Source organism: Paraburkholderia sp. Clong3 (assembly GCF_050436485.1).
Lineage (GTDB): Bacteria > Pseudomonadota > Gammaproteobacteria > Burkholderiales > Burkholderiaceae > Paraburkholderia > Paraburkholderia tuberum.
This window is the reverse complement of sequence record NZ_JBNDMH010000003.1, coordinates 1,391,705-1,412,700: the sequence shown is the minus strand read 5'-3', so window position 1 is coordinate 1,412,700 and position 20,996 is coordinate 1,391,705. Positions and strand designations below refer to the sequence as shown.

19 protein-coding genes and 3 pseudogenes are annotated in these 20,996 nt (G+C 56.7%); 7 read left to right on the top strand and 15 right to left on the bottom strand.

From position 1 onward, the window contains the following. Nucleotides 1-128: 128 nt before the first annotated feature. The 5 genes from OKW30_RS29890 to OKW30_RS29870 all read right to left on the bottom strand — a co-directional run bounded on the left by OKW30_RS29890 (nucleotide 129) and on the right by OKW30_RS29870 (nucleotide 5,223). Nucleotides 129-1,280, bottom strand: coding sequence for a glycosyltransferase (locus OKW30_RS29890; protein ID WP_221307853.1), 1,152 nt, complete (start codon nucleotides 1,278-1,280; stop codon nucleotides 129-131). A 50-nt stretch (nucleotides 1,281-1,330) separates the two neighbouring features. Then, entirely contained in the window at nucleotides 1,331-2,200 is an 870-nt protein-coding gene (locus OKW30_RS29885) for a glycosyltransferase family 2 protein (RefSeq protein WP_429348386.1), read from the bottom strand. Then, nucleotides 2,163-2,801 carry a putative colanic acid biosynthesis acetyltransferase gene (locus OKW30_RS29880; protein ID WP_429348385.1) on the bottom strand — a complete coding sequence of 213 codons (639 nt, stop codon included), beginning with the start codon at nucleotides 2,799-2,801 and terminating at the stop codon, nucleotides 2,163-2,165. Before OKW30_RS29880 ends, OKW30_RS29885 begins: the two co-directional genes overlap by 38 nt. A gap of 66 nt (nucleotides 2,802-2,867) precedes the next feature. After that, nucleotides 2,868-4,418 (bottom strand): GMC oxidoreductase, encoded by a 1,551-nt coding sequence (locus tag OKW30_RS29875; protein WP_429348384.1) that lies wholly within the window; start codon nucleotides 4,416-4,418, stop codon nucleotides 2,868-2,870. Further along, nucleotides 4,408-5,223, bottom strand: coding sequence for an aldo/keto reductase (locus tag OKW30_RS29870; RefSeq protein WP_184071430.1), 816 nt, complete (start codon nucleotides 5,221-5,223; stop codon nucleotides 4,408-4,410). Before OKW30_RS29870 ends, OKW30_RS29875 begins: the two co-directional genes overlap by 11 nt. 464 nt (nucleotides 5,224-5,687) lie before the next feature. Between OKW30_RS29870 and OKW30_RS29865 the strand changes: the two genes are divergently transcribed. From OKW30_RS29865 to OKW30_RS29850, 4 genes are all read left to right on the top strand, one after another. Beyond that, nucleotides 5,688-6,941 (top strand): glycosyltransferase WbuB, encoded by a 1,254-nt coding sequence (locus OKW30_RS29865; RefSeq protein ID WP_184036569.1) that lies wholly within the window; start codon nucleotides 5,688-5,690, stop codon nucleotides 6,939-6,941. A gap of 93 nt (nucleotides 6,942-7,034) precedes the next feature. Then, a complete protein-coding gene (locus OKW30_RS29860; protein WP_184071435.1) occupies nucleotides 7,035-7,250 on the top strand; it encodes a hypothetical protein in 216 nt (71 codons plus the stop codon). A 451-nt stretch (nucleotides 7,251-7,701) separates the two neighbouring features. Then, nucleotides 7,702-7,914 (top strand): hypothetical protein, encoded by a 213-nt coding sequence (locus OKW30_RS29855; protein ID WP_429348383.1) that lies wholly within the window; start codon nucleotides 7,702-7,704, stop codon nucleotides 7,912-7,914. A gap of 120 nt (nucleotides 7,915-8,034) precedes the next feature. After that, nucleotides 8,035-8,940 (top strand): GlxA family transcriptional regulator, encoded by a 906-nt coding sequence (locus OKW30_RS29850; protein ID WP_429348382.1) that lies wholly within the window; start codon nucleotides 8,035-8,037, stop codon nucleotides 8,938-8,940. Nucleotides 8,941-9,338: 398 nt separating this feature from the next. Here OKW30_RS29850 and OKW30_RS29845 read toward each other — a convergent pair. The 3 genes and pseudogenes from OKW30_RS29845 to OKW30_RS29835 form a co-directional block, all read right to left on the bottom strand. Continuing rightward, nucleotides 9,339-9,611: pseudogene (locus tag OKW30_RS29845) on the bottom strand (transposase); the annotation flags it as partial. Nucleotides 9,612-10,079: 468 nt separating this feature from the next. After that, nucleotides 10,080-10,205, bottom strand: a complete 126-nt coding sequence (locus OKW30_RS29840) for a hypothetical protein (RefSeq protein WP_256211476.1) — start codon at nucleotides 10,203-10,205, stop codon at nucleotides 10,080-10,082. Further along, the gene (locus tag OKW30_RS29835; protein ID WP_176133875.1) at nucleotides 10,205-10,348 is read right to left on the bottom strand and encodes a hypothetical protein; all 144 of its coding nucleotides are present in this window, start codon (nucleotides 10,346-10,348) and stop codon (nucleotides 10,205-10,207) included. The genes OKW30_RS29840 and OKW30_RS29835 overlap by 1 nt, the downstream gene beginning before the upstream one ends. 66 nt (nucleotides 10,349-10,414) lie before the next feature. On the opposite strand from OKW30_RS29835, the gene istA reads away from it, so the two are divergent. From istA to OKW30_RS29820, 3 genes are read left to right on the top strand one after another with little or no spacing between them, the layout of a single operon-like run. Beyond that, complete coding sequence (istA, locus tag OKW30_RS29830; RefSeq protein WP_429345680.1) at nucleotides 10,415-11,917, top strand: IS21 family transposase; 1,503 nt, start codon at nucleotides 10,415-10,417, stop codon at nucleotides 11,915-11,917. Then, the gene (istB, locus tag OKW30_RS29825) at nucleotides 11,904-12,668 is read left to right on the top strand and encodes an IS21-like element helper ATPase IstB (RefSeq protein WP_429345679.1); all 765 of its coding nucleotides are present in this window, start codon (nucleotides 11,904-11,906) and stop codon (nucleotides 12,666-12,668) included. The genes istA and istB overlap by 14 nt, the downstream gene beginning before the upstream one ends. Next, nucleotides 12,665-12,886, top strand: a complete 222-nt coding sequence (locus tag OKW30_RS29820) for a hypothetical protein (protein ID WP_429345678.1) — start codon at nucleotides 12,665-12,667, stop codon at nucleotides 12,884-12,886. The genes istB and OKW30_RS29820 overlap by 4 nt, the downstream gene beginning before the upstream one ends. A 122-nt stretch (nucleotides 12,887-13,008) precedes the next feature. Here the strand turns inward: OKW30_RS29820 and OKW30_RS29815 are convergent. The 7 genes and pseudogenes from OKW30_RS29815 to OKW30_RS29785 all read right to left on the bottom strand — a co-directional run. Further along, nucleotides 13,009-13,383, bottom strand: a pseudogene (locus tag OKW30_RS29815) (IS110 family transposase); the annotation flags it as partial. A 201-nt stretch (nucleotides 13,384-13,584) separates the two neighbouring features. After that, entirely contained in the window at nucleotides 13,585-14,964 is a 1,380-nt protein-coding gene (locus tag OKW30_RS29810) for an IS4 family transposase (RefSeq protein WP_429345740.1), read from the bottom strand. Nucleotides 14,965-16,176: 1,212 nt separating this feature from the next. After that, nucleotides 16,177-17,427 carry a TniQ family protein gene (locus tag OKW30_RS29805; protein WP_429348381.1) on the bottom strand — a complete coding sequence of 417 codons (1,251 nt, stop codon included), beginning with the start codon at nucleotides 17,425-17,427 and terminating at the stop codon, nucleotides 16,177-16,179. 106 nt (nucleotides 17,428-17,533) lie between these two features. Continuing rightward, entirely contained in the window at nucleotides 17,534-18,391 is an 858-nt protein-coding gene (locus tag OKW30_RS29800; protein ID WP_429349238.1) for a hypothetical protein, read from the bottom strand. Between the two features lie 54 nt (nucleotides 18,392-18,445). Next, nucleotides 18,446-18,859 (bottom strand): annotated as a pseudogene (locus tag OKW30_RS29795) (TniQ family protein); the annotation flags it as partial. A 227-nt stretch (nucleotides 18,860-19,086) separates the two neighbouring features. Next, complete coding sequence (locus OKW30_RS29790) at nucleotides 19,087-20,646, bottom strand: ATP-binding protein (protein ID WP_429348380.1); 1,560 nt, start codon at nucleotides 20,644-20,646, stop codon at nucleotides 19,087-19,089. A 39-nt stretch (nucleotides 20,647-20,685) separates the two neighbouring features. Beyond that, a complete protein-coding gene (locus OKW30_RS29785) occupies nucleotides 20,686-20,985 on the bottom strand; it encodes a hypothetical protein (RefSeq protein WP_429348379.1) in 300 nt (99 codons plus the stop codon). Nucleotides 20,986-20,996 lie beyond the last annotated feature (11 nt).

Below are 20,996 nucleotides of genomic sequence, written 5' to 3'. Positions count from 1 at the left end.
CCTCTGACGCTGCTCTTCCGCGAATGAGATGTCCTGGAAGGGGCAGCAACGGTTGAGCGTAAAATCGCGCTGACGAACTCAACTTCCTGCGACAGCCATCCTGCACGCGTGTGTTAAAGCAGAAATGCTTACGCTACCTGCTTGCTCATCAACGCGATATAGTTCTGCGCGACTCTGGAGATATGAAACCGATTGTTGAAACACTGCTTTGCCGAACATTGCATCGCAACCTTCTCGTCGTCCGGCAGCATTGCCCATTGCGTCAGAAGGCGGGTGATACCCTCTCGCGTGTCGTCGTCCACGAACCCGGCTCCATCGGCAACGACCTCTTGCCAGATTCCGACCTTATCGGTCAAGAGCACCGGCACGCCGCACGCTAGTGCTTCGGCCACCACCACGCCGAAGTTTTCCTGATGCGAGGGCAAAACCATGACGTCGGCAGCGCGCAGCAGAGACCACTTGTGCGCCCCCGTTACCATGCCAGGCCAGCTAACACGATCCGCGATGCCGAGCCGCACGGCCTCGCGACGCAATCTCGCCCCGAGTCCATGATCATCGGGGCCTGCGACGACGAGGCGATAGTCGGTGCTCAAGTTCTGGAGATCGTGAAACGACTGGATTAGCAAGTCGCAGCCCTTCTTCTCGTGAATTCGCCCGAGAAAGAGGATAATCTTGCCCGGCGTCGCTAGCGAATGCCGCTGCGCAACGTCCAACGTTTCCGTCGATGGTGGCGGTGCCGTGCCAATCATCATCATCAGCTCCTTCGCCCTGTACAGCGGAAACGCCAGGCGCGCCAGTTCGCGCTCACTGTCGGTGGTGAAGAGAACCCCCTTCGCATTGCTGATGACATGACGCTCCACAAATATCCAATAGACTAGCTTCTTGGCATGTTTCAACGGGCGGCCGATGTTGAACCACGGATCGAGCATGCCGTGCGGCATCACGAAATATGGGATCTTTTGCGGAAGAAGCGAAAGAACGGCCGCCGCGCTGTGGAACTGCCATATGCCGTCTACGATAATTGCATCGTACTGGTTCGCATGCTGTGTCAGCCACCCAACAAGCCTGAAGTTGAGCGCGTATTTGCCAGCGTGGTGGCCTAGCCTCACAACCAGATCGAAAGCATTGTCGTCCGATTTGTCAGCATCAATCGATGAGTCAAGACAGACAATGTCGGTAGTGTGTCCGCAAAGCCGGAGCTCCGTCGCGAGCCGTTTGAGCGCCTCAGCAGGACCACCATACCTTCGCTCGATTGACGAGATAATGTGAAGGGTTCTCAACGCGGGATCTCCGGCTGACACTGACATTCATCATAACGCGCATGCGCGGTTCAACTCTTCAATTCTTCGCTTAACGTAGGGCGATCGACTTGCGTTCTCGCCGCCCTCATCTTCTCCCTGACTTTCAGAACGATGAAGTACTCATAGACCGACTGCAGCGTCGCATACACCAAGCCCGGGTGTCCGTCGAGGAAGCCTCGACGAACGAAGTAAAGTAAAACGAATTTGATCACCGGGCGGCATGGAAGTTGGTAGAACAGGCGCTTTTGATGATAGCGGCGAGTCTGGAAATCGGCCGCAAACAGCGCCTTGGAAAGGCTGAACTTGTTGCCGTTCGCCTTATTGCGAAGGAACTGATCTGCTTCCAGCGAACTGTAGGCGTTATGCCGTGAAAGCCAGTGCGATAGCCCCTTGCTGAAAGGGAAGTGATCGAGATAGCCGTCGAGCCGGCCGGTCTTGCCATCCACCACGGTGACGGGATTGACGAGCCGTTCATAGTGGATATGCTCGGGTCTGAAAAGCCGAACGAAGTACGGTGAAGCCTGCACGTGCCTGAGCCACCTGTCATTGAAGAAGTCGCGGCGTCTAATCTGAAACGCCACCGCATCGCCGGCGTTCGAGACCGCCGTTTCAATCTCCGGCACGAGCAATGGGGGAACGCGCTCGTCGGCATCCAGATACAGCACCCATTCGTGCTTGAATGGGATGTTTCTCAATCCCCAGTTCTGGTGAGTGGACCAGTCGTCGAATGGTCTGGAAATCACGTTCGCGCATACCGAGCGAGCGTACGCGACGGTCCCGTCTGTGCTGAGCGAATCAAATACGTGGATGTCGTCGGACCACCCGATGACGGTCTCAAGACAACCAGGCAAATCCTGTTCTTCATTCTTCGTCAGCACTAATACAGACACTTTGCTCATTGGGCTCTCCGTGCTTGACTCTAAGAGAAATCTTCCTTGCTGGCATGCCGGCATACACAGTCCACTCATCCAGCAGACTCCGCGTTACCACTGATCGCGCGCCTACAACCGCTCCCGGCGCGATATGAATGCCAGGGCAAACGAAGACTTCAGAGCACACCCACGCGTCCGATCCCACAATAATCGGCTTTGCAGTTAGCTGAAACGTCGGATGGTTGTAGTCGTGACTTCCTGTACAGAGCTGCGCGCCCTGCGAGATCGTGCAACGCTCACCTAACGTGATGCGTTCGATGGAATACAAGTTCACTCCATTGGCAACGCCTGTAAAGTCGCCGATCGAAAGATTCCATGGCGCCCAGATGCGCACACGCGGATAGACGTGAACACCTGCGCCTATAGTGGCCCCGAATAGTCGCAGAATCCAGCGACGCCACGCATGAAAGACACGCGGCGTCGGCACGAAGAAAACGATGTAGATGACGCCCCAAAGAACCCTCAGAAATCTGTTCGACAACGAAAATGAAGGTCCCTGTCTCGAATTCACGCCTTTCAGGATTATGCTCGGACGAACGCCTTCCCGGTTGATTGCATCTTCAGGCATAGACTCCTCTCTCAACGGACCATCGTAGCGTCCACACGGTTCAATACCCGCGGTTGGCGGAAAGCATCAAGCTTTTGGCGGGGTGCTGCCGGCAGCGTGCTGATTGACACATCGCATCCCCAGCAGCAGGAGCATCATAGTCGGATTCGCCCCACCTCCCGTCGGCAAGACTGACGTGGCAAGCAGCTGGACATTCGCGACACCGAAGAGGTTGAGGTTTTTGTCCACCACGCCATCGGCGGGGCAAGCACCCATGCGAGTCGAACCTGTCGGATGGAAGATGCCTTCTGCGTTATCGATGTTGGCCCAGATTTGCTGTGGCTCGATCGATTTCCATACGCCAAGCGAGGCGAATTTGCTCGTTCTCCAAGTTCTTTTAAATAGTTCCGATGTCTCGATTACGTTTTCTTTGTCTTCCGTGGACAACCTCCAGTTGATCTCTGCGAGTGGCAAGCCGAAGCGGTCGCAGCACGTATCGCTGAGAGTGATACGATTGTTGGGAGATGGAAGCTGCTCAACCACCGCATGGACAATCAGGCGCGAGTGGGCGGGAAACAGTAGACGTTTGTTCACGAGCCTCCACCACATGGCGCGCGCAAGCCAGGGGGTATTCGCAATCAAATCGAAGATTACTCGTGGCGGCGGTGACTTACGACGCTGTACATTCCGGAATATCTCCCGTAGCACATCAAAGCCACCGGGTTTCTCAACCTCGAACCCGATGTGGCAGAAACCTGGCGGCAGATGCCGCCGCGCCTCCGCTTGTGGCGCTAGCTCGAAACGGATATTGCGCATTGAACCGGCGGCACCGAATCGAAAGCCGACGATCTTATTTAGCAAAGCGCTTTCGGAGGCGACGATTTCCGCTACTTCTGCGGAAATATGATCCGTGAAGTTATGACCGAGCGCAGACGTAATGGCGGAGACGGCTCCATTGTTCTGACGGTCGATTAGCAATGCCAGACGGGTTGTTTCGATCGCGCCAGCGGCGACGATGAGCTTCCTCCCCGAAATAGCTAGCCTGTCACCATTTTGCGATACCGCTTCCAGTCGGACGCCTTCAGGCTGAGTTTTGATTTTGACGACATGGGCATTCAACCAGACCTGAAGGTTGGCTGCCGCAGCGACGTCAGCGTCCAACAACGCCGCTACATTGCGCTTCCGGAATTCTGGCCACTTGGCGAGACGATTGACATGGGTCCCACCGAGCTCGAACGGAAAGGAGACGTCGGAATACGGGCCCGGTTCCAGGGAGAATAGCCGCTCGACGTCACCGATGAAAGGGCTTAGTTCATCGAGTGAGATCGGCCAGTGGGCATTGCAGAGGTCAGAGTTTTGGAAGGGAATGAGGGCACCGCCCCATCGCATCGAGGTACCGCCCAGGCATCGGAAACGTCCGTGCGAGGCACCCTTGTAGAACATCCCCTGCTGGACGACTTCATTGAGCGGATGCGTATCCTCTTCCTGGCGCAATCCGCCGGTTTCCAGGCAGATGACGGTTGCGCCTGTCTTGCGCGCCAGTAGTACGCTGATCGGTAGGCCGACGGTTCCCGCGCCGATGACTATGAAATCGGCTGCCCGCGAAATCGCGCCCTGCCCGCCCAGGTCATTGAGCATCGGCCGTTTCCTCCACGAGCCGGGCATATTGCTGCAGCCTGGCCAACTGCTTCGTGCTCACGATGATTGCGCCATTGGTATTGCGAAGTAGTGCCCGACGCAGAACCTCTGTCACGGACAGCGGCGACCCCTCCTTGCGGGACGCGGAGACATAACCATAAGTGATCTGGAAGGGCTTGCGGTAGCAGGTCAGTACGTCAGCCTCGCGACCGGTGAGACTGTCGTGGACCTGAATGAAACGGGTCAGTTCCGAGCCGGCAGCGAGGAACGGTTCGACCTTATCCGTAGTTAGCGCGAGGCCGAAAGTACGGACCGTTCCGTCGCGTAGGAGACTCTCGAGCCATTTCAACCATTCATCAGTATTGAGCAGGGAAAGTTCAGGCTCGTGCAGCGCGTAGATGTCGATAGAGTCACGCTTCAGACGACGCAAACTGCCCTCGAGTGTTCTCTTCGCTCGGGCGACTGAGAAATCCACCGTTGGACCCGAGATGGCCTTTATGAAGCGCCCTGTCGCCTTGCGAACAAAAACAGCGGCCCCGCTTTGCTCCTCGCCGCCGGGCGAATAGATACCGACTTTGGTGGTGACAGTGACCTCCGGTCGTGCTTTGAGAACGTGGCCAAGATCGCGCTCGGCCAAGCCAAAGCCATAGTAGGGGGCCGTGTCGAAATGGGTGAACCCGGCGTCCACCGCAGAGAATAATAGTCGTCGCCTTGCTTTTTCGGGGCCACTGTTGAAAAGACTGGCGGTGCCGAATATGAATCGCGAAAGTACGATGGGAGTCCCGGTCAACTGAACGCTTTGCACGATTAGCTCCCGCTAAATGCTCGTCAAGCCCGCGCCTTGAATTGAATGACGAGAATGTTCTACCCACGATCAGCGTTACCCCGACGTGAAAGGAATATAAGCGCCGCGCCCTGATGCCCCCCGGTCAAGACGGAAATTGGCAAGAAGTTGTCGGCGTTCGCCCACCGCGAGTGGGAAGAGACCGGCACCAGGCCTCCTGCGCCCACACGACTAGCGATCATATGTCCTGGCTGGCGAAGCCCATCTAGGCGAGGCACGACAAGCATTTGTCCGACCGGGCAATTGGATATCTGCGATCTTCGAATCAGGAAGGCGAACGCGCAGCTTTGACACAACGCGAATACGAATGCGACTGCGAGCAAGACACGGAACGATAGCCTCCATCAGAGTCCGAACGCATGGGTCGTACATTCCCGTGCCCAACGCAGACTTGATCTTCTTTTTCCCAAGATGTGGATTACTCAATGAAAGTGCTGATAATCTCGCTCAACTATGCCCCAGAGGTGACAGGGGTGGGAAAGTACTCCGCGGAGCTTGCGGAGTGGCTCGCATTACAGGGGCACACGATACGCGTGATAACCGCGTCTCCATACTATCCTGAGTGGCGCATCAAGGCTGGCTATAACGCGTTGACGTACTCGACTGAGCAAATCAACAACGTTTCCGTCATACGCGTTCCCTTCTGGTGCCCCAAGCGCCCGTCGGGTCTGAAGCGCGTGCTACATCTGATGAGCTTCGCGGTCTTCGCGAGTCCGGCCGCCCTATGGCAGATCGCGTGGCGTCCGCACGCCGTGTGGCTCGTAGAGCCACCTTTGTTCGCGTCTCCCGTCGCGTTGTTCGCCGCCCGCGTCGCCAGCGCCTCATGTTGGCTTCATGTACAGGACTACGAAGTCGACGCAGCGTTTCGACTGGGCATACTGAAAGGCCATGTCGCAAGAAAGCTGGCTTTGCGCGTGGAAAGATGGTTGATGTCACGCGCCGACGTCGTCTCGACACCCTCCGCAGCGATGACACGGCTCGCCGTGCAGAAAGGGGTCTCCTCGGAAAAAGCTTTCACCTTTCCCAACTGGGTCGATACTCAACACGCGCATCCAAACAGCACGGACAACCCCTATCGCGCGCAGCTCACCATCGGCCACGGAGCGCTGGTCGTCCTCTACTCAGGCAATCTCGGACTTAAGCAAGGTCTGGAAATCATTGTCGACGCTGCAAAGCTTCTCACGTGGCGCGCGGACATCATGTTCCTGATCTGTGGCGCTGGACCAGCAAAAGATGTCCTGCTCGAAAAGGCCCGTGACGTACCGAACGTCAAGTTTCTCGGGCTGCAACCTAAAGAGCGGTTCAATGAATTGCTATCGCTTGCGGACATACACGTCCTTCCACAGCTTGCGGGCGCCGCGGATCTCGTCATGCCTTCGAAGCTTGGCCCAATGCTGTCGAGCAGCCGACCGGTAATTGCGACTGCGAATGAAGGTACCGAGTTATGGAGCGTCATCAACTCGGTCGGCGTCGCAGTCGAGCCCGGCTCTTTCACGGCATTGTCACACGCCATCCTTCGTCTCGCCGACGACCCGTCGCTTCGTGAGCGCCTTGGCACCCTCGGACGGCAATACGCCGCATCCAATTTCTCGAAAGAAACGATTCTTCTCCAGTTTGAGGCACGGCTTCGCAGCTCAGTTCTCGGCAAACGAGACCTCGGAGACCGCGCGACGACGTAGGCCCACTTAACAGTCTTCGGATCCGGTGCTAGCGCAAATGAGCGAGATCCAGCTTGCTTCGTAAGCCTCACAAGGTATCCTAAGGAGGCAGGGATGAATTCAGAAGGGCTTAGTGCTGACCTTCCCGTAGACTGGACGGATGAGGAGTCGGAGTTCTTTATGCGTGCAGTGGAGGCGATCGCACTGGCCTACAAAGAACAGACCATCACGCTTGAAGAGGCCGGAGACCGGATTTGTATGGTTGCGGTCACGAGACTCGGTGAAGCCATGGGCATGAATGATTCAATCAGATATATTAGCCGGGACTAGATCTGAAACGGCTTCGCCTTGCAGCGCTTTTCGTCCACCCAGACGTCAACACCTGGACTTTTGCAGACCTTCCCTACTAATTCACCAAGGTATGCGGCCAGTTGAACGCGTTGTAGTTTCATTAAGTCAAAACTTAGCCCTGTCCGGCCGATAAAGGTTGAAAGTAATTGGTGGGATTTTTTTTCACGCGGTAAGTTATGGCGTGTAACGATATTTACGTGGCACAACTCCTCATTATCTCGCCAGTTTATCTTCAAAGTCTACTATATGAAGAATACGCTTGAACCAGGAATACCGATATATGGGAACCTCGCTGATTCGCATCAGGCGCGGACTCCCGATATCGTTATACGAGACGGGAAGTCGATGCTTGTTGTTACTATTTTCTTTCTGATTACCGGGGTTGCTGCCCCTATTGCAGTGACGCCTCCGCTATTTTGAAGCGGACACCTTGCATCTCGACATTGAGGCAAGGCCGCTGCATTTTCCGCTGACAGTCGTTTTTATCGCGCGCCGCGACCTGGATGCCGGGCTTGCATCACCACCCTTCGGCAACGTATTTTTCTCGCCTGAAACCTTGTCGATTAAAACGGCAAGGATAAATCTGAAAACGAGAAAATCGAAGTCCGACGACACATGGAAATCCTGTCTTCTTTCCGTGTGACGAATAGAAACCTGCCGAACTGGAGGCCGCATGACGCCAATCTTATCTGACGCGCTAGCACCGCTTGATTGTCCGAGACAGGACATTCGGTCTGTTCAGTGTTCGACAATCGTGAAGCACGTGGCGATTATTTTGTATGACGGATTTTCGTTGCTGGACGCCGGTACGCTCGCCGAAGCTCTGCATGTCGCTAATGAATTACAATCGCAAAGTTCGAATCATTCCGTGACATATCGCGTGAACCTCATCTCGGCTCGCGGTGGAGGGGTTGTGTGCTCGTCATCGATGATGGTTTGGACAGAGCATTTTTCCACGCGCGATTTCAATCGTCTCGACAACCTCTTCGTTCCCAGCGGAAGTGGTGTCGCGCACGCCTCCGTCGACGACAACCTCATTGATCTGTTGCGACTGGTTTGTGCAAGAGGCGTCAGCGTCACCGCGATCGGGAATGGGCACATGGTTTTGTCGGCTGCCGGCGTGGCGCGGTGCGATTGGCCTTCGATGAAGCATGATATCCGTCTCCGGTCGTTATCCGGGAGCGCTGCGGAGCATGATCGCGATCAGGCTTTGGTGACCTCGCTCGCACTGCTCAAGATGGATCTGGGAGCGGAGTTGGCCGCGCGCGTGGCGGACCGTCTCGGCTCGGATGGCGGGCGTACATTGGCCCCCGCGTTCGAAGAGATGGATGCAAAGACGCTCGCCGAGAAAGCACGTGCGTCGGCGCGTTGGATCGTCCAGAACTGCGCGAAGCCCATATCGGTGGGCGATGCGGCGCGCACGTCTTCGATGAGTGAGCGCAATTTCCTGCGTCTGTTCAAACGGGAGCTCGGTGTTACGCCTTCAAAGTACCTTCTTGGTGTGCGGCTCGATCTTACGTGCAAGCTGCTCGCCAACAGCGATCTTCCGGTGGACAAGATCGCTCGTAGAACCGGTCTTAGCAACGGAGAGAGACTGTCGAAGCTTTTCCGTAAAGAGCTCTCGATGTCGCCTACTGAGTTCCGGACGCAGAGTCGACGAAAGAGTTGACGTACGAACAGCAATCCAGATGCGCAAGTGGGGAGTCACGTCAAGCGCACCGGTGAACCGCCCCGGGAATCGTGGAGGCTGGTTGGTTTAAGTTAATGCGAGTTCGGCGACCGTTGTTTCAAATTGCCGATAGTAGTTTGTATATGAACGTCTCCCGTTTGAGCAAGCTCTCTTGTGCGTAGACGGACAGGATGGGTTGCAGCTGTATATCCGGGCCTTGCTGCAGCTGGTTCTTCCGCTGCGGGCCACTATGGAATGCTGACCCGCACCTCATTTTTCTCACGAGCTCGGAGCTCTTGAAGCCATTCAGGTTTAGCGAATCACGGTCCGACCTGTGTTGCCATCACTCTCGATTCCCAACGCAACCTTCGACGCTCCACTTCAACAGGGTCAATTTCTTACGAGACGTTTCCCACTTCCGCTGGATGTATGCTCACGTATCCCTTCTGGTACGGACGATCATTGGCTAGTACCGCCCAGATCGTCCGCGCCATTCTGTTTGCCAGTGCGACAATCACCACGTTCGGATGCCACCGCTTTTTCAGCTGCTCGACCCACGCGCCTGGTTCTTTCGCATTTATCAACACCCTGCGTGCACCGTGGATTAGCAGCGCTCGCAAATATGTGCCGCCTCGTTTACTTATGCCGTGAAGGTTTACCTTGCCACCTGTGAATGGCGGTCGGAATCCGACATTGGATGGCGGCGTCGGACAGCCGGGCGACGCGATTGCTGTTCAGCCCGGCGACTCTGGGACGTTTCATGAGGCTCACATTCGGGTGCGTCGGAGGGAGCCCGTAGGGCGAGCGCAGACGCACCGGGGATGTTCGGTTCGGCAGGGGGATGACGCGGGAATCGGGATGCGGTAGAAGAACGACTACAACTGACCGCCGAAGAAACAGGCCCGACACCGGTCCTAACCGCCAAGTTCATTCCAGTGTCGAGCCCCACACGCGCACAACGGGGTACGGGTGCCGGGCCAGTATGGCACGGCTGATCCGCCTCGTCGATTCCGCTTCGGCATTGACGGGGACTGCCGATGCCGGCCACTGGCCGCCTCTTTCTGTGCGCCCGCTGCCGGGCGCAGGTCGTCGTGTGCCGCCGTTGCGATCGCGGCCAGATTTACTGCGGTGGCGACTGCTCACAGGCCTCGCGCCGCGCCCGCCTGCGCGAGGCTGGCCAACGCTATCAACTCAGTCGTCGTGGCCGCTTTGCACATGCCGAACGGATGCGTCGCTATCGTCAGCGCCTCAATAAAGTGACGCATCAGCGTTCCCCGACACCCGTCGCCAATGCTCTACTGCCACTGACTTCGACGACGACGGCCACCGCATCGACATCCACTGTCGCCGCGCCCGGATCGACGCCTTGCTGCTTCTGTCGCCGCATCTGTTCGGGCCTTGTACGCATCGGGCCACTGCGCCGTCGGGTCTTCCGTGATGTTCGTACTACTACTGACAGAACAGGAAACGACCCATGACCATTGGAGCTGAACTCGAGGCGCAGATCCTGCGCTATTACCACGTGGAGAAGTGGCGTTGCGGCACCATCGCGCGCCAGTTGCGCGTGCACCGCGGCACCGTCCAGCGCGTGCTGGCCCAGGCCGGCCTGCCCAGGATTGGCGCCGTGCAGCGAGCCTCACAGATCGATGCTTACCTGCCGTTCATCCACGAGACGCTAAAGAAGTTTCCCTCGCTCACGGCCAGTCGCCTGTATGCGATGGTGTATGAGCGCGGCTACCGGGGCAGTCACCACCACTTCCGGCACCTGATCTCGCTGCACCGGCCACGCCCGGTACCTGAGGCTTACCTGCGCCTGCGCACGCTGCCCGGGGAACAGGCGCAGGTCGATTGGGCCAGCTTCGGTCACCTGCAGATCGGTCGGGCACGACGACCGCTGATGGCCTTCGTGATGGTGCTGTCGTGGTCACGGCAGATCTATCTGCGCTTCTTCCTCGATGCCCGTATGGACAGTTTCCTGGCAGGACATGCCGGCGCCTTCGAAGCATGGTCCGGGGTCCCCAGGGTTCTGCTTTACGATAACCTGCGTAGCGCCGTGCTTGAGCGTCAGGGCGATGCGATCCGCTTCCACCCGACATTGCTCGCGTTCGCCGCGCATCATCGTTATGAGCCTCGTCCGGTGGCTGTCGCACGGGGCAACGAGAAGGGGCGCGTTGAACGGGCAATCCGCTTTGTACGCGAGAGCTTCTTTGCCGCTCGCAGATTCACGGACCTCGACGATCTCAACGCCCAGGCGGCAATCTGGTGCGCGGGACCCGCTGCTGAGCGGCCCTGCCGCGAAGAACCCATGATCACCGTGCGCGAGGCCTTCGGGCGCGAACAGCCCAGCCTGCTCACGTTGCCGGAGAATCCGTACCCGTGTGAGCTGCTTCTCGCCGTGAAGGTCGGCAAGACGCCCTACGTGCGCTTCGACCTGAACGACTATACGATCCCGTATACCCATGTGCGACGCACGCTCACGGTACGAGCTGATCCCCGGCGCGTACGCATTCTCGACGGCGCCGATCTGCTCGCCACCCATGAACGCAGTTACGATCGCGGCGCGCAGATCGAGATTGCCGCACACATCGATGCGCTCGTCGCAAGGAAGCACGAGGCCCGTCACCATCGCGGTCTTGATCATCTGGCCCGGGCTGCGCCGGCCAGCCGGACCCTGATGCTGCACGCCGCTGAGCGTGGCGGCAATCTGGGCAATATCACCACGCACCTGCTGCGACTGCTCGACCGCTATGGCCCGGCCGAACTGCAGGCCGCGATCGAGGAAACCCTTGCCAGCGACGCGGCGCCTCATCCCAATCCGGTACGTCTGGCGCTTGAGCGCCGGCGCGAGGCACGGCAGGCCCCGCCGCCAGTCACCCTCATCCTGCCCGAACACGTGCGCAACAAGGACACGCTGGTGACACCACACCGGCTCGACATCTACGACCAGCTTGCGGGAGGCGCCGATGAACACGCCTGAGAACCTTCATGGGCGCGCGAACGCCCTGCGTCTGTACGGACTGCTCGCGCATTGGACCGATGTGGCCGCCGAACAGTGGGTCGCGCCGCTGTTGCAGTGGGAAGAGGATGAGCGCGCCCGCCGATCACTGGAGCGACGTATCCGCGATGCCCGCCTGGGCAACTTCAAGCCGCTGTGCGACTTCGACTGGAGCTGGCCCACGCGCTGCGACCGGCTTGCCGTTGAAGAGTTGATGTCGCTCGGGTTCGTCAGGGATACCGCCAACGTCGTGTTGATCGGCCCGAATGGTGTCGGCAAGTCAACCCTCGCGCTCAATCTCGCCTATCAGGCGCTCGTGCACGGTCACACCGCGCTGTTCACTACCGCCGGTCAGATGCTCGGCGAACTGGCCGCACTGGACAGCGATTCGGCGCTGCGTCGACGCCTGCGCCGCTATGCATCCCCTGACGTCCTGGTGATTGATGAGGTCGGTTACCTCTCGTACTCAAACCGCCACGCCGATCTGCTGTTCGAACTGGTCAGCCGCAGGTACGGATCGGCAAGTACCGTGGTCACAACCAACAGACCGTTCTCCGAATGGCACGAGGTGTTCCCGAACGCCGCCTGTGTCGTCTCGCTCGTTGACCGGCTGGTCCATCGCGCCGAAGTCATTGCCATCGAGGGCGAGTCCTACCGGGTCAAGGAAGCGCGCGAGAGGGCCGAGCAACGCGCCAGCAGACGCAGTAGCGCGCGTGCGGAGAAGAAATCATGAAGCGCCTGGCACACCTGCCTTCGGGCATCACCCGTGGGCTCGACTTCCTGATACCGGACAACTGGTCGCCGGAACAGGCGCTCGCCGTCGTCGAACTCATCGGGGATCTGCGTGCCCGGATCTGCATGCACTATGACCTCGCCCTGCATGACCTGCTGCACGAACAGCATTCCCCTCCCGAGGATCCCAATCTCAACGACATCGGCGATCCATTCTGATTGGGACCGGCCACCCCGACCGAGGCCGTCAACGGCGCTTCATTGTTGACGGTCCTGGTGAACCTTGTGCCGCCATTTATGTGCGGATTTACGCCGCCGTCAACACCACCCGAACCGGTCTGCTTCGGCACCGACGCCCGTCCTTTAGCCGTAACTTCGCCGTACTCGGTTAGCAGTCCGCGCAAGCCGTTGGTTTGCATGGTCCGGAACTTCACAAGTTGCTCGCGCATGCGATGCAGCGCCAGCATTGCCTGCTGCATTTCAGTTTTCACCGCAACGGCCTTGCTAGGGCCTGTTCACGCTAATAACGGGCTTGCGAACGTGCCTTTGCGCGCGTAGTGCAAGGAGAGAGGAGCGCCGTTTTGCCGAGCCAAACAAGCGACGACCGACGCCGCACGTTTGATTGGTTTGCTCACGATCTCGCCCGTGTCCTCGTCCACGTAGTGCACCTGGAAGATCGTCTTTGCAATATCGATTCCAACTGGCGTCAACTTCATCCCGGCCTCTCCGGTTTGCCTTTGAACATCGACATAATCTTGCACCATGAGCATGCCCATGCCATAGGCCCGTGAAAGTCGACCTTGGTTACCTGCGAAATTCCTACCATTTCCTCAAGGCGGAGGCGCCCATACCATTTTTCTCAAAAGTTGGAGCCTCCACCAAATCCCTCAGGATTACCCACAAGTAATGTGATGGTGCTATTCGTTTTGCCTGAATATTCGGTACATCATCGTGATTTCGTGCAGGACAAGAAATCCACGCCAGATGACGGTAGGACCAGGCGGACGATCATGCTTTCGAGCGAGATACCCGCCGAGTCTGGCGATCCACAAGATGACCTGCGCCAGTGATGGCGGTTTATCAGGTATTTCAGTACTGCCATGCGTACGACAGTAGAGGGCTCGCCACTCGATTGGCTGCAGCAATACTTCGCATGGCAGGTTGCCATCAAGCCTTGCGAGCAACATGGAGTACAGGATCCTCCAGCTTACTACGGCGAACAATGCGGTGGCGCGGACGAATCGATCGAGATTGCCAAATTGGCGGGCTTCAATGCGACAGCCACTTTTAAGCACACGATGCCACGATTCAATCGTCCATCGGCGCGCATACCATGCCAGACGCTCAAGGGCCTGAGCGTGCGTTTGCGTAGGCACCGAAGTCAGTAGAAGCCATTCCAATGGCTCTGCTCCTTCGTCCAAGTTCGTTTCCTGTGCATGAATTGCAAACACTTCAATTTCGGGAAGCTTCTCGCGACGACGATTTTGCGGCGGACGAAGGCGTACGGGCATGCAGCGCACAACCAGCCGTGCGGTGCGTGCCGGGCGGTTTTCGCGTGCAGGCACCTGCAGTTGGGCCTCTCCAAGCACTGGCGAGGCCAGCACGGTTTCCCACAAATATCGATCGGGGTGAGCAACGCGTCGGTTCCACGACGCGCGCACCAACCAGTCGACGCCGGCAGGCCGCTGCGCCAGGAACACATCATAGACATCGCCTTCACGGTCGCTCACGCCGATGACATGCGTGCACGGACAGTGCGCCTTGAGTACGCCCAGTTGCTCGATGCCTTCGAGCCATTTCGCGCTCTCTTTTTGTTGTACGGTTCGTTGCCCGCGCAGATGTTTCTTGCCCAACTCCTCGTGCCTACGTTTCCAGGTCTTCATCCCGATCACCCCGAGTGGCAGCCCCTCTGGCGTGAGCGCAAGCAGACTGTGTATCAGGAAACCACGCACGTGTGGATCGGAGCCATATCCCAGACCTTCGGTTGCCCGCAGATGAGACAAATTGAACTCGGTGGTGTCCTGAACAGCAAGGACGACTGGCACCTGTTGCATACGACACAGCGTTTGACCGATGTGCCCACCCAGCACGCCATCGACATCCACGTGCGGGTTGTCGAAAAAACGATATGCCGCCTTCAGCTCCGAACCATTGAACGACTGCGGAAAAGAGCAATGTGGGCCCAACGAAAGCTTGCGTGCCAACGTCACGAGCCGTCTGGTCAGGCGAGCGTCGCCGAGCTCGGCGGCGCCAAACTCTTCATTTGCCCAATCATCAAGGTCAGAGGTGTCCGACAATGCCCGGCATCACAGATCACGAACCGGATCAAAGTTAACATCGGTCGTCACCGTTTACAAGCCATCGCCCTTCAATCGCATAGTCACGAGCGACTTATGGGTAATCCTGAGACCAAATCCGGGGCGGTTCAGTTTGGAGCGTTGCTCCAAAAATGCGGACTTTTTGTATGTCGATGCCTATTCTGCGCACACAAAAGAGAGCGCACTTCACTTTCCCGTCGCGGCGCGAACTGGCGCCTTAGCCCCCGATCTCAGCGCATTGAAACTGCACACCCAGACGCCAACGTTGTCAGCAAGGGCGGTGATTTATAGACGTAAGTCCGCACCTCCCGCCACCAGCAAGCCTGAGACGCAGCGAGAATAAAGGGACATATTAAATTCCGATCGACCTGCTTAACCGACGCATAGCACTTCGCATTTGCGACCGACGACGCATTGATTTGCCAGATACAAGTCATCGGCGCTCGCGCAATGGTCGCGGCAAGAGAACGACGAAGCGATGGTGTAGTTCGACGCGAGGAAATTCTTGCCTCCCCGCAACGCCACCCAGATACCGCGCAAGGCTGACAGACCACCCCATCCACCGTATCGTGATGTAGTGATCTAACGGCCATCGCATGCCGCACCCGGGTCCGCCCCCAGGCAAGTTCTTGCCGATGTGGACTCCAGTTCGGAAGCGACGTTCGAACAATTGCGGGAGCGATGCCCCCGAACGGAGCGTGGCGCTCGGCGGTAAGAGTAAGAAAAAGAGGAGAAATTCGACGCCGAGAAGCGTCCGCTGCGCGGCGCGAAGGCAGCCTGGGCATCCTGAACTTAGAGTTAAAGCACGATCTCTTTTTCGGTTTTTCACCATCATCCGGCGGCGCGTCGTGGTCGCGGGGACCATGTGCAATTTCGATCTAGGCGCCAACGTTCTTCCATGTGCCCACGCGAGGCATCGACGACCGCAAGCCGGTCCTTGCGTCGCGTGATATCGGCTGCAATATCGAGTTCCGGCTCGTTCTTCTCGGCGCAATCGGCGACTTTTGCCAGCAGCGCATCCGATCTGATCTTTGAATTTCAGTTCGGCCTTCTTCATCCAGTCGTAGCTCATCGCCTCGGGGCGCGACGCGTTGGCCTTGATCTTCGTCTCGTCAACGACAATCATCCCGCGATTGGTGAATCAGCAATTCTGCCGGTTGCCCCTTGTGACTGCGATAAGTGGCTTAACTGTCAGGTGGCAAGCATTTTAAAGACCGTTGCCTTCGGAAGTCCAAGTTTTTCCGCGATATATTTCCAGCTGTGTCCCAAGCTTTTCAACTTCTTCACTTCCTGACAATACACCGCCCCCCAACGGGTAACCCGTGGTGGCCCGATACCGACGTCGAGTTCTGGGCATATGAAGGTCATACCACAGTCACACACACACCGTAGCGCACGCTCGTTCCAGGCGGTTTTCTCCACAATATGGCCGGCGCCATGTGGCGCCACCAAACTCGGACACACTACTGAGGGACGTGGACGGAAAAGAGGGCCGCACTTAATCGCGTCTGAAGATACACCGCCGTAGATCGGCTTGAAGCCATCATCACGCAATAATTCTGGATTCCTCTCTATCATTCGCCTCAAGCTTGTGATAAGCACCAGCTTTGCCACGTGAACTTTATGAAATTTTCCAGAACGAAAATAATTTTCAAACCTCCCAATTCTCGCGCATTCCAAGTAATCCTTTCCAAAGCAGTTTTCAATTAATTGCATCACACATTCATTAAACTTATCCCCAGCGAAGTATCGTGATTGCTGACGTAGAAAACGAGAGAATTCCAGTATTAGCGGACCACGATCCAAGCTTTTTGATCCGTTCAATAAGTCCTGAGATGCCTGTGCGTACTCCAGCGCGGCTTCTTCACGAATCTGCATTACGTCCGTTACGATCCGCTTTACGCCAAATTTCTGAGCAACGTCTGGCGTAAGGTATCCAAGCCTGAATGGCATCCTGTTCAGCCGGTGAAACCAAAGAAACTCGCGATGACGAAGGCAAATTATCACGCCTGGTAGCTGATGAGTCCGCCGCCAGTGCATAGGTTCCCCTCGCTCTCGGTCCTCCAAAAGACAGCTCCGGCAATATCGGAGTTCTACCATACCTGCGTTCGGACCATACACGGTGCGGCCACCGCCCCTACTCTTCGATATGATCATCTGCTCAAGCAGATCAGACGCTTGATTTTTCTCAAGCATACTAGAAAAGTAGGGAAATAACGTCATCCGATAAATAATTTTTTCCGGCGCAAGCCCCCAGCACGCACCTGTCACGCTTGCGAGATGATCAATGTTTCTACCCATATTTGACGCATAAATCCATCTTTTACCATAGAGAAATGGAATTATACGTTTGACGGTGACGGCAGGTGTCGTGTCGATATACCGGGCAATGATTCCAAAAAGTGGCTCATCATCCAGTTGCTCGTCGAGGTATACAGCCATTACGCACTCCCACGATATATTTCGAGGCACGCTGCGCCCATAAAAGACCAAACGGCTCCGCGTTGCTTGGCGCGCTTCTGCTTAGGATAGGTTCAGCGCAAGCAAACTATTCGAGTAATGCAGCAAGGGCGGGCAGTATAGCTTTTGGAAGACCGTCAGCAAGCGGCGCAACATGGCGCCAAAGCCGACCGTCCAGCAGATATGCGGCATTGGCATCGCCAAGCCGATCGACCAACTCGACCCAAGAAGCCAGATGTCTTGCGCGCACGGTCCGCCGATGCCAAGGGCGAACTTCCACGCCATATCGGATTTGCATTTCTACGTCGCGGACCTCAAGCCCCAACGTGCTCGCAATTCTGATAATGGAATAGCCTCGGTTCGCAAGCATCGCAGCCGCCACCGCGATGTCGGGTCCAGTTTGCGTCGGCATGATGACTTCATCGCCACCAGCGATTCGCTCGTAAGTGAAAGAGAAGCCACATGAGCAAAAGTAATGCGGGCACCCATCTTCTCGTCCTCCCTTCGCAACGCGATGCTCGTCGTCAGTGCCCGATTTTGCCCCTGGACATATTGGAGTACTTGAACTCGCAAGTCGTGTCGAGCTGCCTATCAGCAGGTACGCCACTAGCAACAACGGCAGTGATTGAGAAGAACGATAAGTCGGCTGCAGAAGAGCACGACGCACCCAATCGGAATCGTCACACGTCAAGCCCATTGATCGCATGTACGTTTTCCCCAATCGCACAACAACGTCCCGGGACATCCGCGGGAAGTCCAGAGAATTGCCACTTGCATAGCCACAGCGCCGGGCGAAATGGACACGCACATCGAGATCGAAAAAACCTGCCCACGGTGGATTGCCACGAAGCAGTTGTACGGCCAGAAGGGTTACATCGTGCCATGCAACCGCATCGCCCGCGCGCTCTTCAACCGCCGGATGACCACCGTTAAGCTGCGCGGTCATGACCAGAAGTCGCCGCGCTGCCGGAGCTCCAGCGACCTCCAGTACTTCACCGTGCCAGACACATGTAACCACGCCCGGCAATTGATGAGAGCGCCGCCAGTATCTTGGTTCGTGCCTTTTGTCGTCTTGCCCCCAGCAACTCCGACAGAAACGAAGGCCCGGGCGCCCGGGCTCCAGATATCCTGACCAAGGGGCGCACCTCACGAGTGGACGTTCCAAGGAAACTCGACCTCTCGGGCCAAACATGGCCGTGTAGAAGGGAACAAGGGTGAGCCAATCTTGGATGGAGCGTGGACTCATTCCCCAGGCGGCCTCGGTCTGCGTCGCCAGATGTTCGAAATCTAGATGCCCATCCGCAGAAACGGTGCTACGTGGGCCCATGAGATTGTGCAAAAAAGCAGTAATATTGCCAATGCGGGACGTCTGAACGTATCGGGCAATAACGCTGAATAGCATCTCGTCAGGCAATGGCTCATCAAGATAGACGGTCAAGATTCCTCCACGTCGATGTACATCGCTCAAAGGGGCGCGCTACGCGGGCCGGAGATGAGATTGACCAAGACCGCTTGGCCGTCTCACCCGTCCGCCGCAGACGCAGTCTGCCTGAGATATTTTTGCGTAGGTCCGGCTTCAAACATCGCGCCACGGTAAATTTGCGCGAAGGTCCGTCAGCCTGACGGTGAACGGCCAGTCTTTCAGACAACATGCTTTGCGGCTACCGCCAATGCAATCAATTCCTTGACAGACATCGAAGCGTCTGAAGCCAGTTTTGACCGGACAAACGCCTCCGCCTCAATTTGCGACCATTCCATGTTGATCAGCATATCCACGCATCTCGAAAATTTCTTTAGTGCCTCGTCCTCTCCAGCCGTCAGTGCAAGGCGGTTCCGTTTCTGCTCCAGAAGCATTTTCTCCCTGATATCTTCAATCTGTTTTATCGCCGTGTCCCTGTATCGGTCCAGCGCGACAAGATCTTTACTGCGCAGGGCCCCCAGAAGGCCTTCGACGAGGGAAAAAGGTTCCTCGACCGCTTCACGAATAAGTTTGGGCGTAACACGCGACTCTCTCGCACGACGACCAGCGTATTGGGTGTGCACCCAGGCAAGCTTCATAAAAGCTGGGGATCCAGCTCCGACCTCAATAAGCGCCTCGTTCACGGCGTCGCTGTCGAGCGGCGCCTCCGGCAAGAAATCAATCTGAGTGATCTTCTTGGCGAGACGCAACGAGGCCTTTGGCCCGGGGAAGAGATCGAGCGGGATATATGCTCTGCTGGCAACCCGCCTGAGATTGTGAATGGTTGCTTTTACCATCTCGCCAGCGTCAGGAGTCCCGACGAGCACGAAAAGACACTTGCCGTCATTGAGCAATCCGGTAATAAAATCCAGCAAATGCACCTTGTCGGCGGATTTGACGGCGAACTGAATTTCATCAATCACAATCATTCCCACGAGATGCTTGTTGATTTTGTCCACCACAGCGGCGATCCAGTCGCCAGTGTTCACACCACTTCTCATCTCGCCGACATAATTCGTTCCTAGATGGATATCAAACCAGTGCAAAATCCCCTTCATGAGAGTGGCTACCGACCCGTTAGCCGGGCAGGAAACGAAAATCCATACAACCTGTGCAAATCTAGCCGAAACTCCCGAGAACTCGGTATGCTCCACTATCATTGGGAACATACTTAAAACCATCTTTACTGTCGTGGTTTTTCCCGCACCGGAGATGCCCGGTACAAAAATGCAATCGGCATGCGAATCGTCTACCGGATGTATGGCGCAGGTTTCTCGCTTCTGGGTTGCCTCGTACCTCATTTGCGCCAGCTCTCTCAAGGACCTTGTAGGCACAAGCCCCCTGTACCGGTGACGCAGGGCAATATGCACCCAGTCGATGAGCTTGAGGTGCGCCTCTGTCACAACCAGTACGTTTGAGATTCTCTCGATTGCCAAGAGTCGCAACAGACCAGGAAGTTGCCTGGCGTTTTCCGGATAATGGACAGCAAAGCTGATACTCATCGCTTCGGCGAATACCGACTGCTCTTCGAACGGCGGCAGTGCGAGGATCATCGGGTTATGCTTATTCTCCGGCAACTCGAGTGCCGCATCGTGGTAGCACGCCGACACCGATGTGGCTTTTCGCCCAAAGATCGGATCATCATACGCGGCGACTGGAACCAGTTTATACGCCTCACCATCGTTCTGATCGGATCTCGACACAGCTTTCTTTGATCTTTTTACCGGATTTGCATTTTTCATCTTGGGATGTCCGTCGCATTTAAAAAATGGAATTAATAATCAGATAGAATCCAGAATATCGCCCATATTCTTTGACATTCTCTCTGCAATCGATCCGTTTCCTCCACTTTCGGGGTGCTGCTTGCCGTCGATTTTCGGGATATCATCGCGCTGCGGCTCTTGCCGCGAGCTCGCTGATTTTTGTTTTCCCATTTTTTTCACCATTTCGGAAATATTAAGCGTGGTAGACGGCTTTTGCCGGCGTCGCTGACGAGGATGGTTGATACCGGCCTGTTTGAGCGCCTTGGATTGCTCCCGCTTTGCTGCGCTGCTTTCCTCCGCATTGTTCAGTGCATCCATAATGCGCCTGG

Coding starts and splice junctions, on each gene's coding strand:
- OKW30_RS29885 (WP_429348386.1), bottom strand. CDS start 2,200: ATGAGCAAAGTGTCTGTATTAGTGCTGACGAAGAATGAAGAACAGGAT.
- OKW30_RS29880 (WP_429348385.1), bottom strand. CDS start 2,801: ATGCCTGAAGATGCAATCAACCGGGAAGGCGTTCGTCCGAGCATAATC.
- OKW30_RS29875 (WP_429348384.1), bottom strand. CDS start 4,418: ATGCTCAATGACCTGGGCGGGCAGGGCGCGATTTCGCGGGCAGCCGAT.
- OKW30_RS29865 (WP_184036569.1), top strand. CDS start 5,688: ATGAAAGTGCTGATAATCTCGCTCAACTATGCCCCAGAGGTGACAGGG.
- OKW30_RS29860 (WP_184071435.1), top strand. CDS start 7,035: ATGAATTCAGAAGGGCTTAGTGCTGACCTTCCCGTAGACTGGACGGAT.
- OKW30_RS29840 (WP_256211476.1), bottom strand. CDS start 10,205: ATGCGTCACTTTATTGAGGCGCTGACGATAGCGACGCATCCGTTCGGC.
- OKW30_RS29835 (WP_176133875.1), bottom strand. CDS start 10,348: ATGCGTACAAGGCCCGAACAGATGCGGCGACAGAAGCAGCAAGGCGTC.
- istA (WP_429345680.1), top strand. CDS start 10,415: ATGACCATTGGAGCTGAACTCGAGGCGCAGATCCTGCGCTATTACCAC.
- istB (WP_429345679.1), top strand. CDS start 11,904: ATGAACACGCCTGAGAACCTTCATGGGCGCGCGAACGCCCTGCGTCTG.
- OKW30_RS29820 (WP_429345678.1), top strand. CDS start 12,665: ATGAAGCGCCTGGCACACCTGCCTTCGGGCATCACCCGTGGGCTCGAC.
- OKW30_RS29805 (WP_429348381.1), bottom strand. CDS start 17,427: ATGGCTGTATACCTCGACGAGCAACTGGATGATGAGCCACTTTTTGGA.
- OKW30_RS29800 (WP_429349238.1), bottom strand. CDS start 18,391: ATGACCGCGCAGCTTAACGGTGGTCATCCGGCGGTTGAAGAGCGCGCG.
- OKW30_RS29790 (WP_429348380.1), bottom strand. CDS start 20,646: ATGAAAAATGCAAATCCGGTAAAAAGATCAAAGAAAGCTGTGTCGAGA.
- OKW30_RS29785 (WP_429348379.1), bottom strand. CDS start 20,985: ATGGATGCACTGAACAATGCGGAGGAAAGCAGCGCAGCAAAGCGGGAG.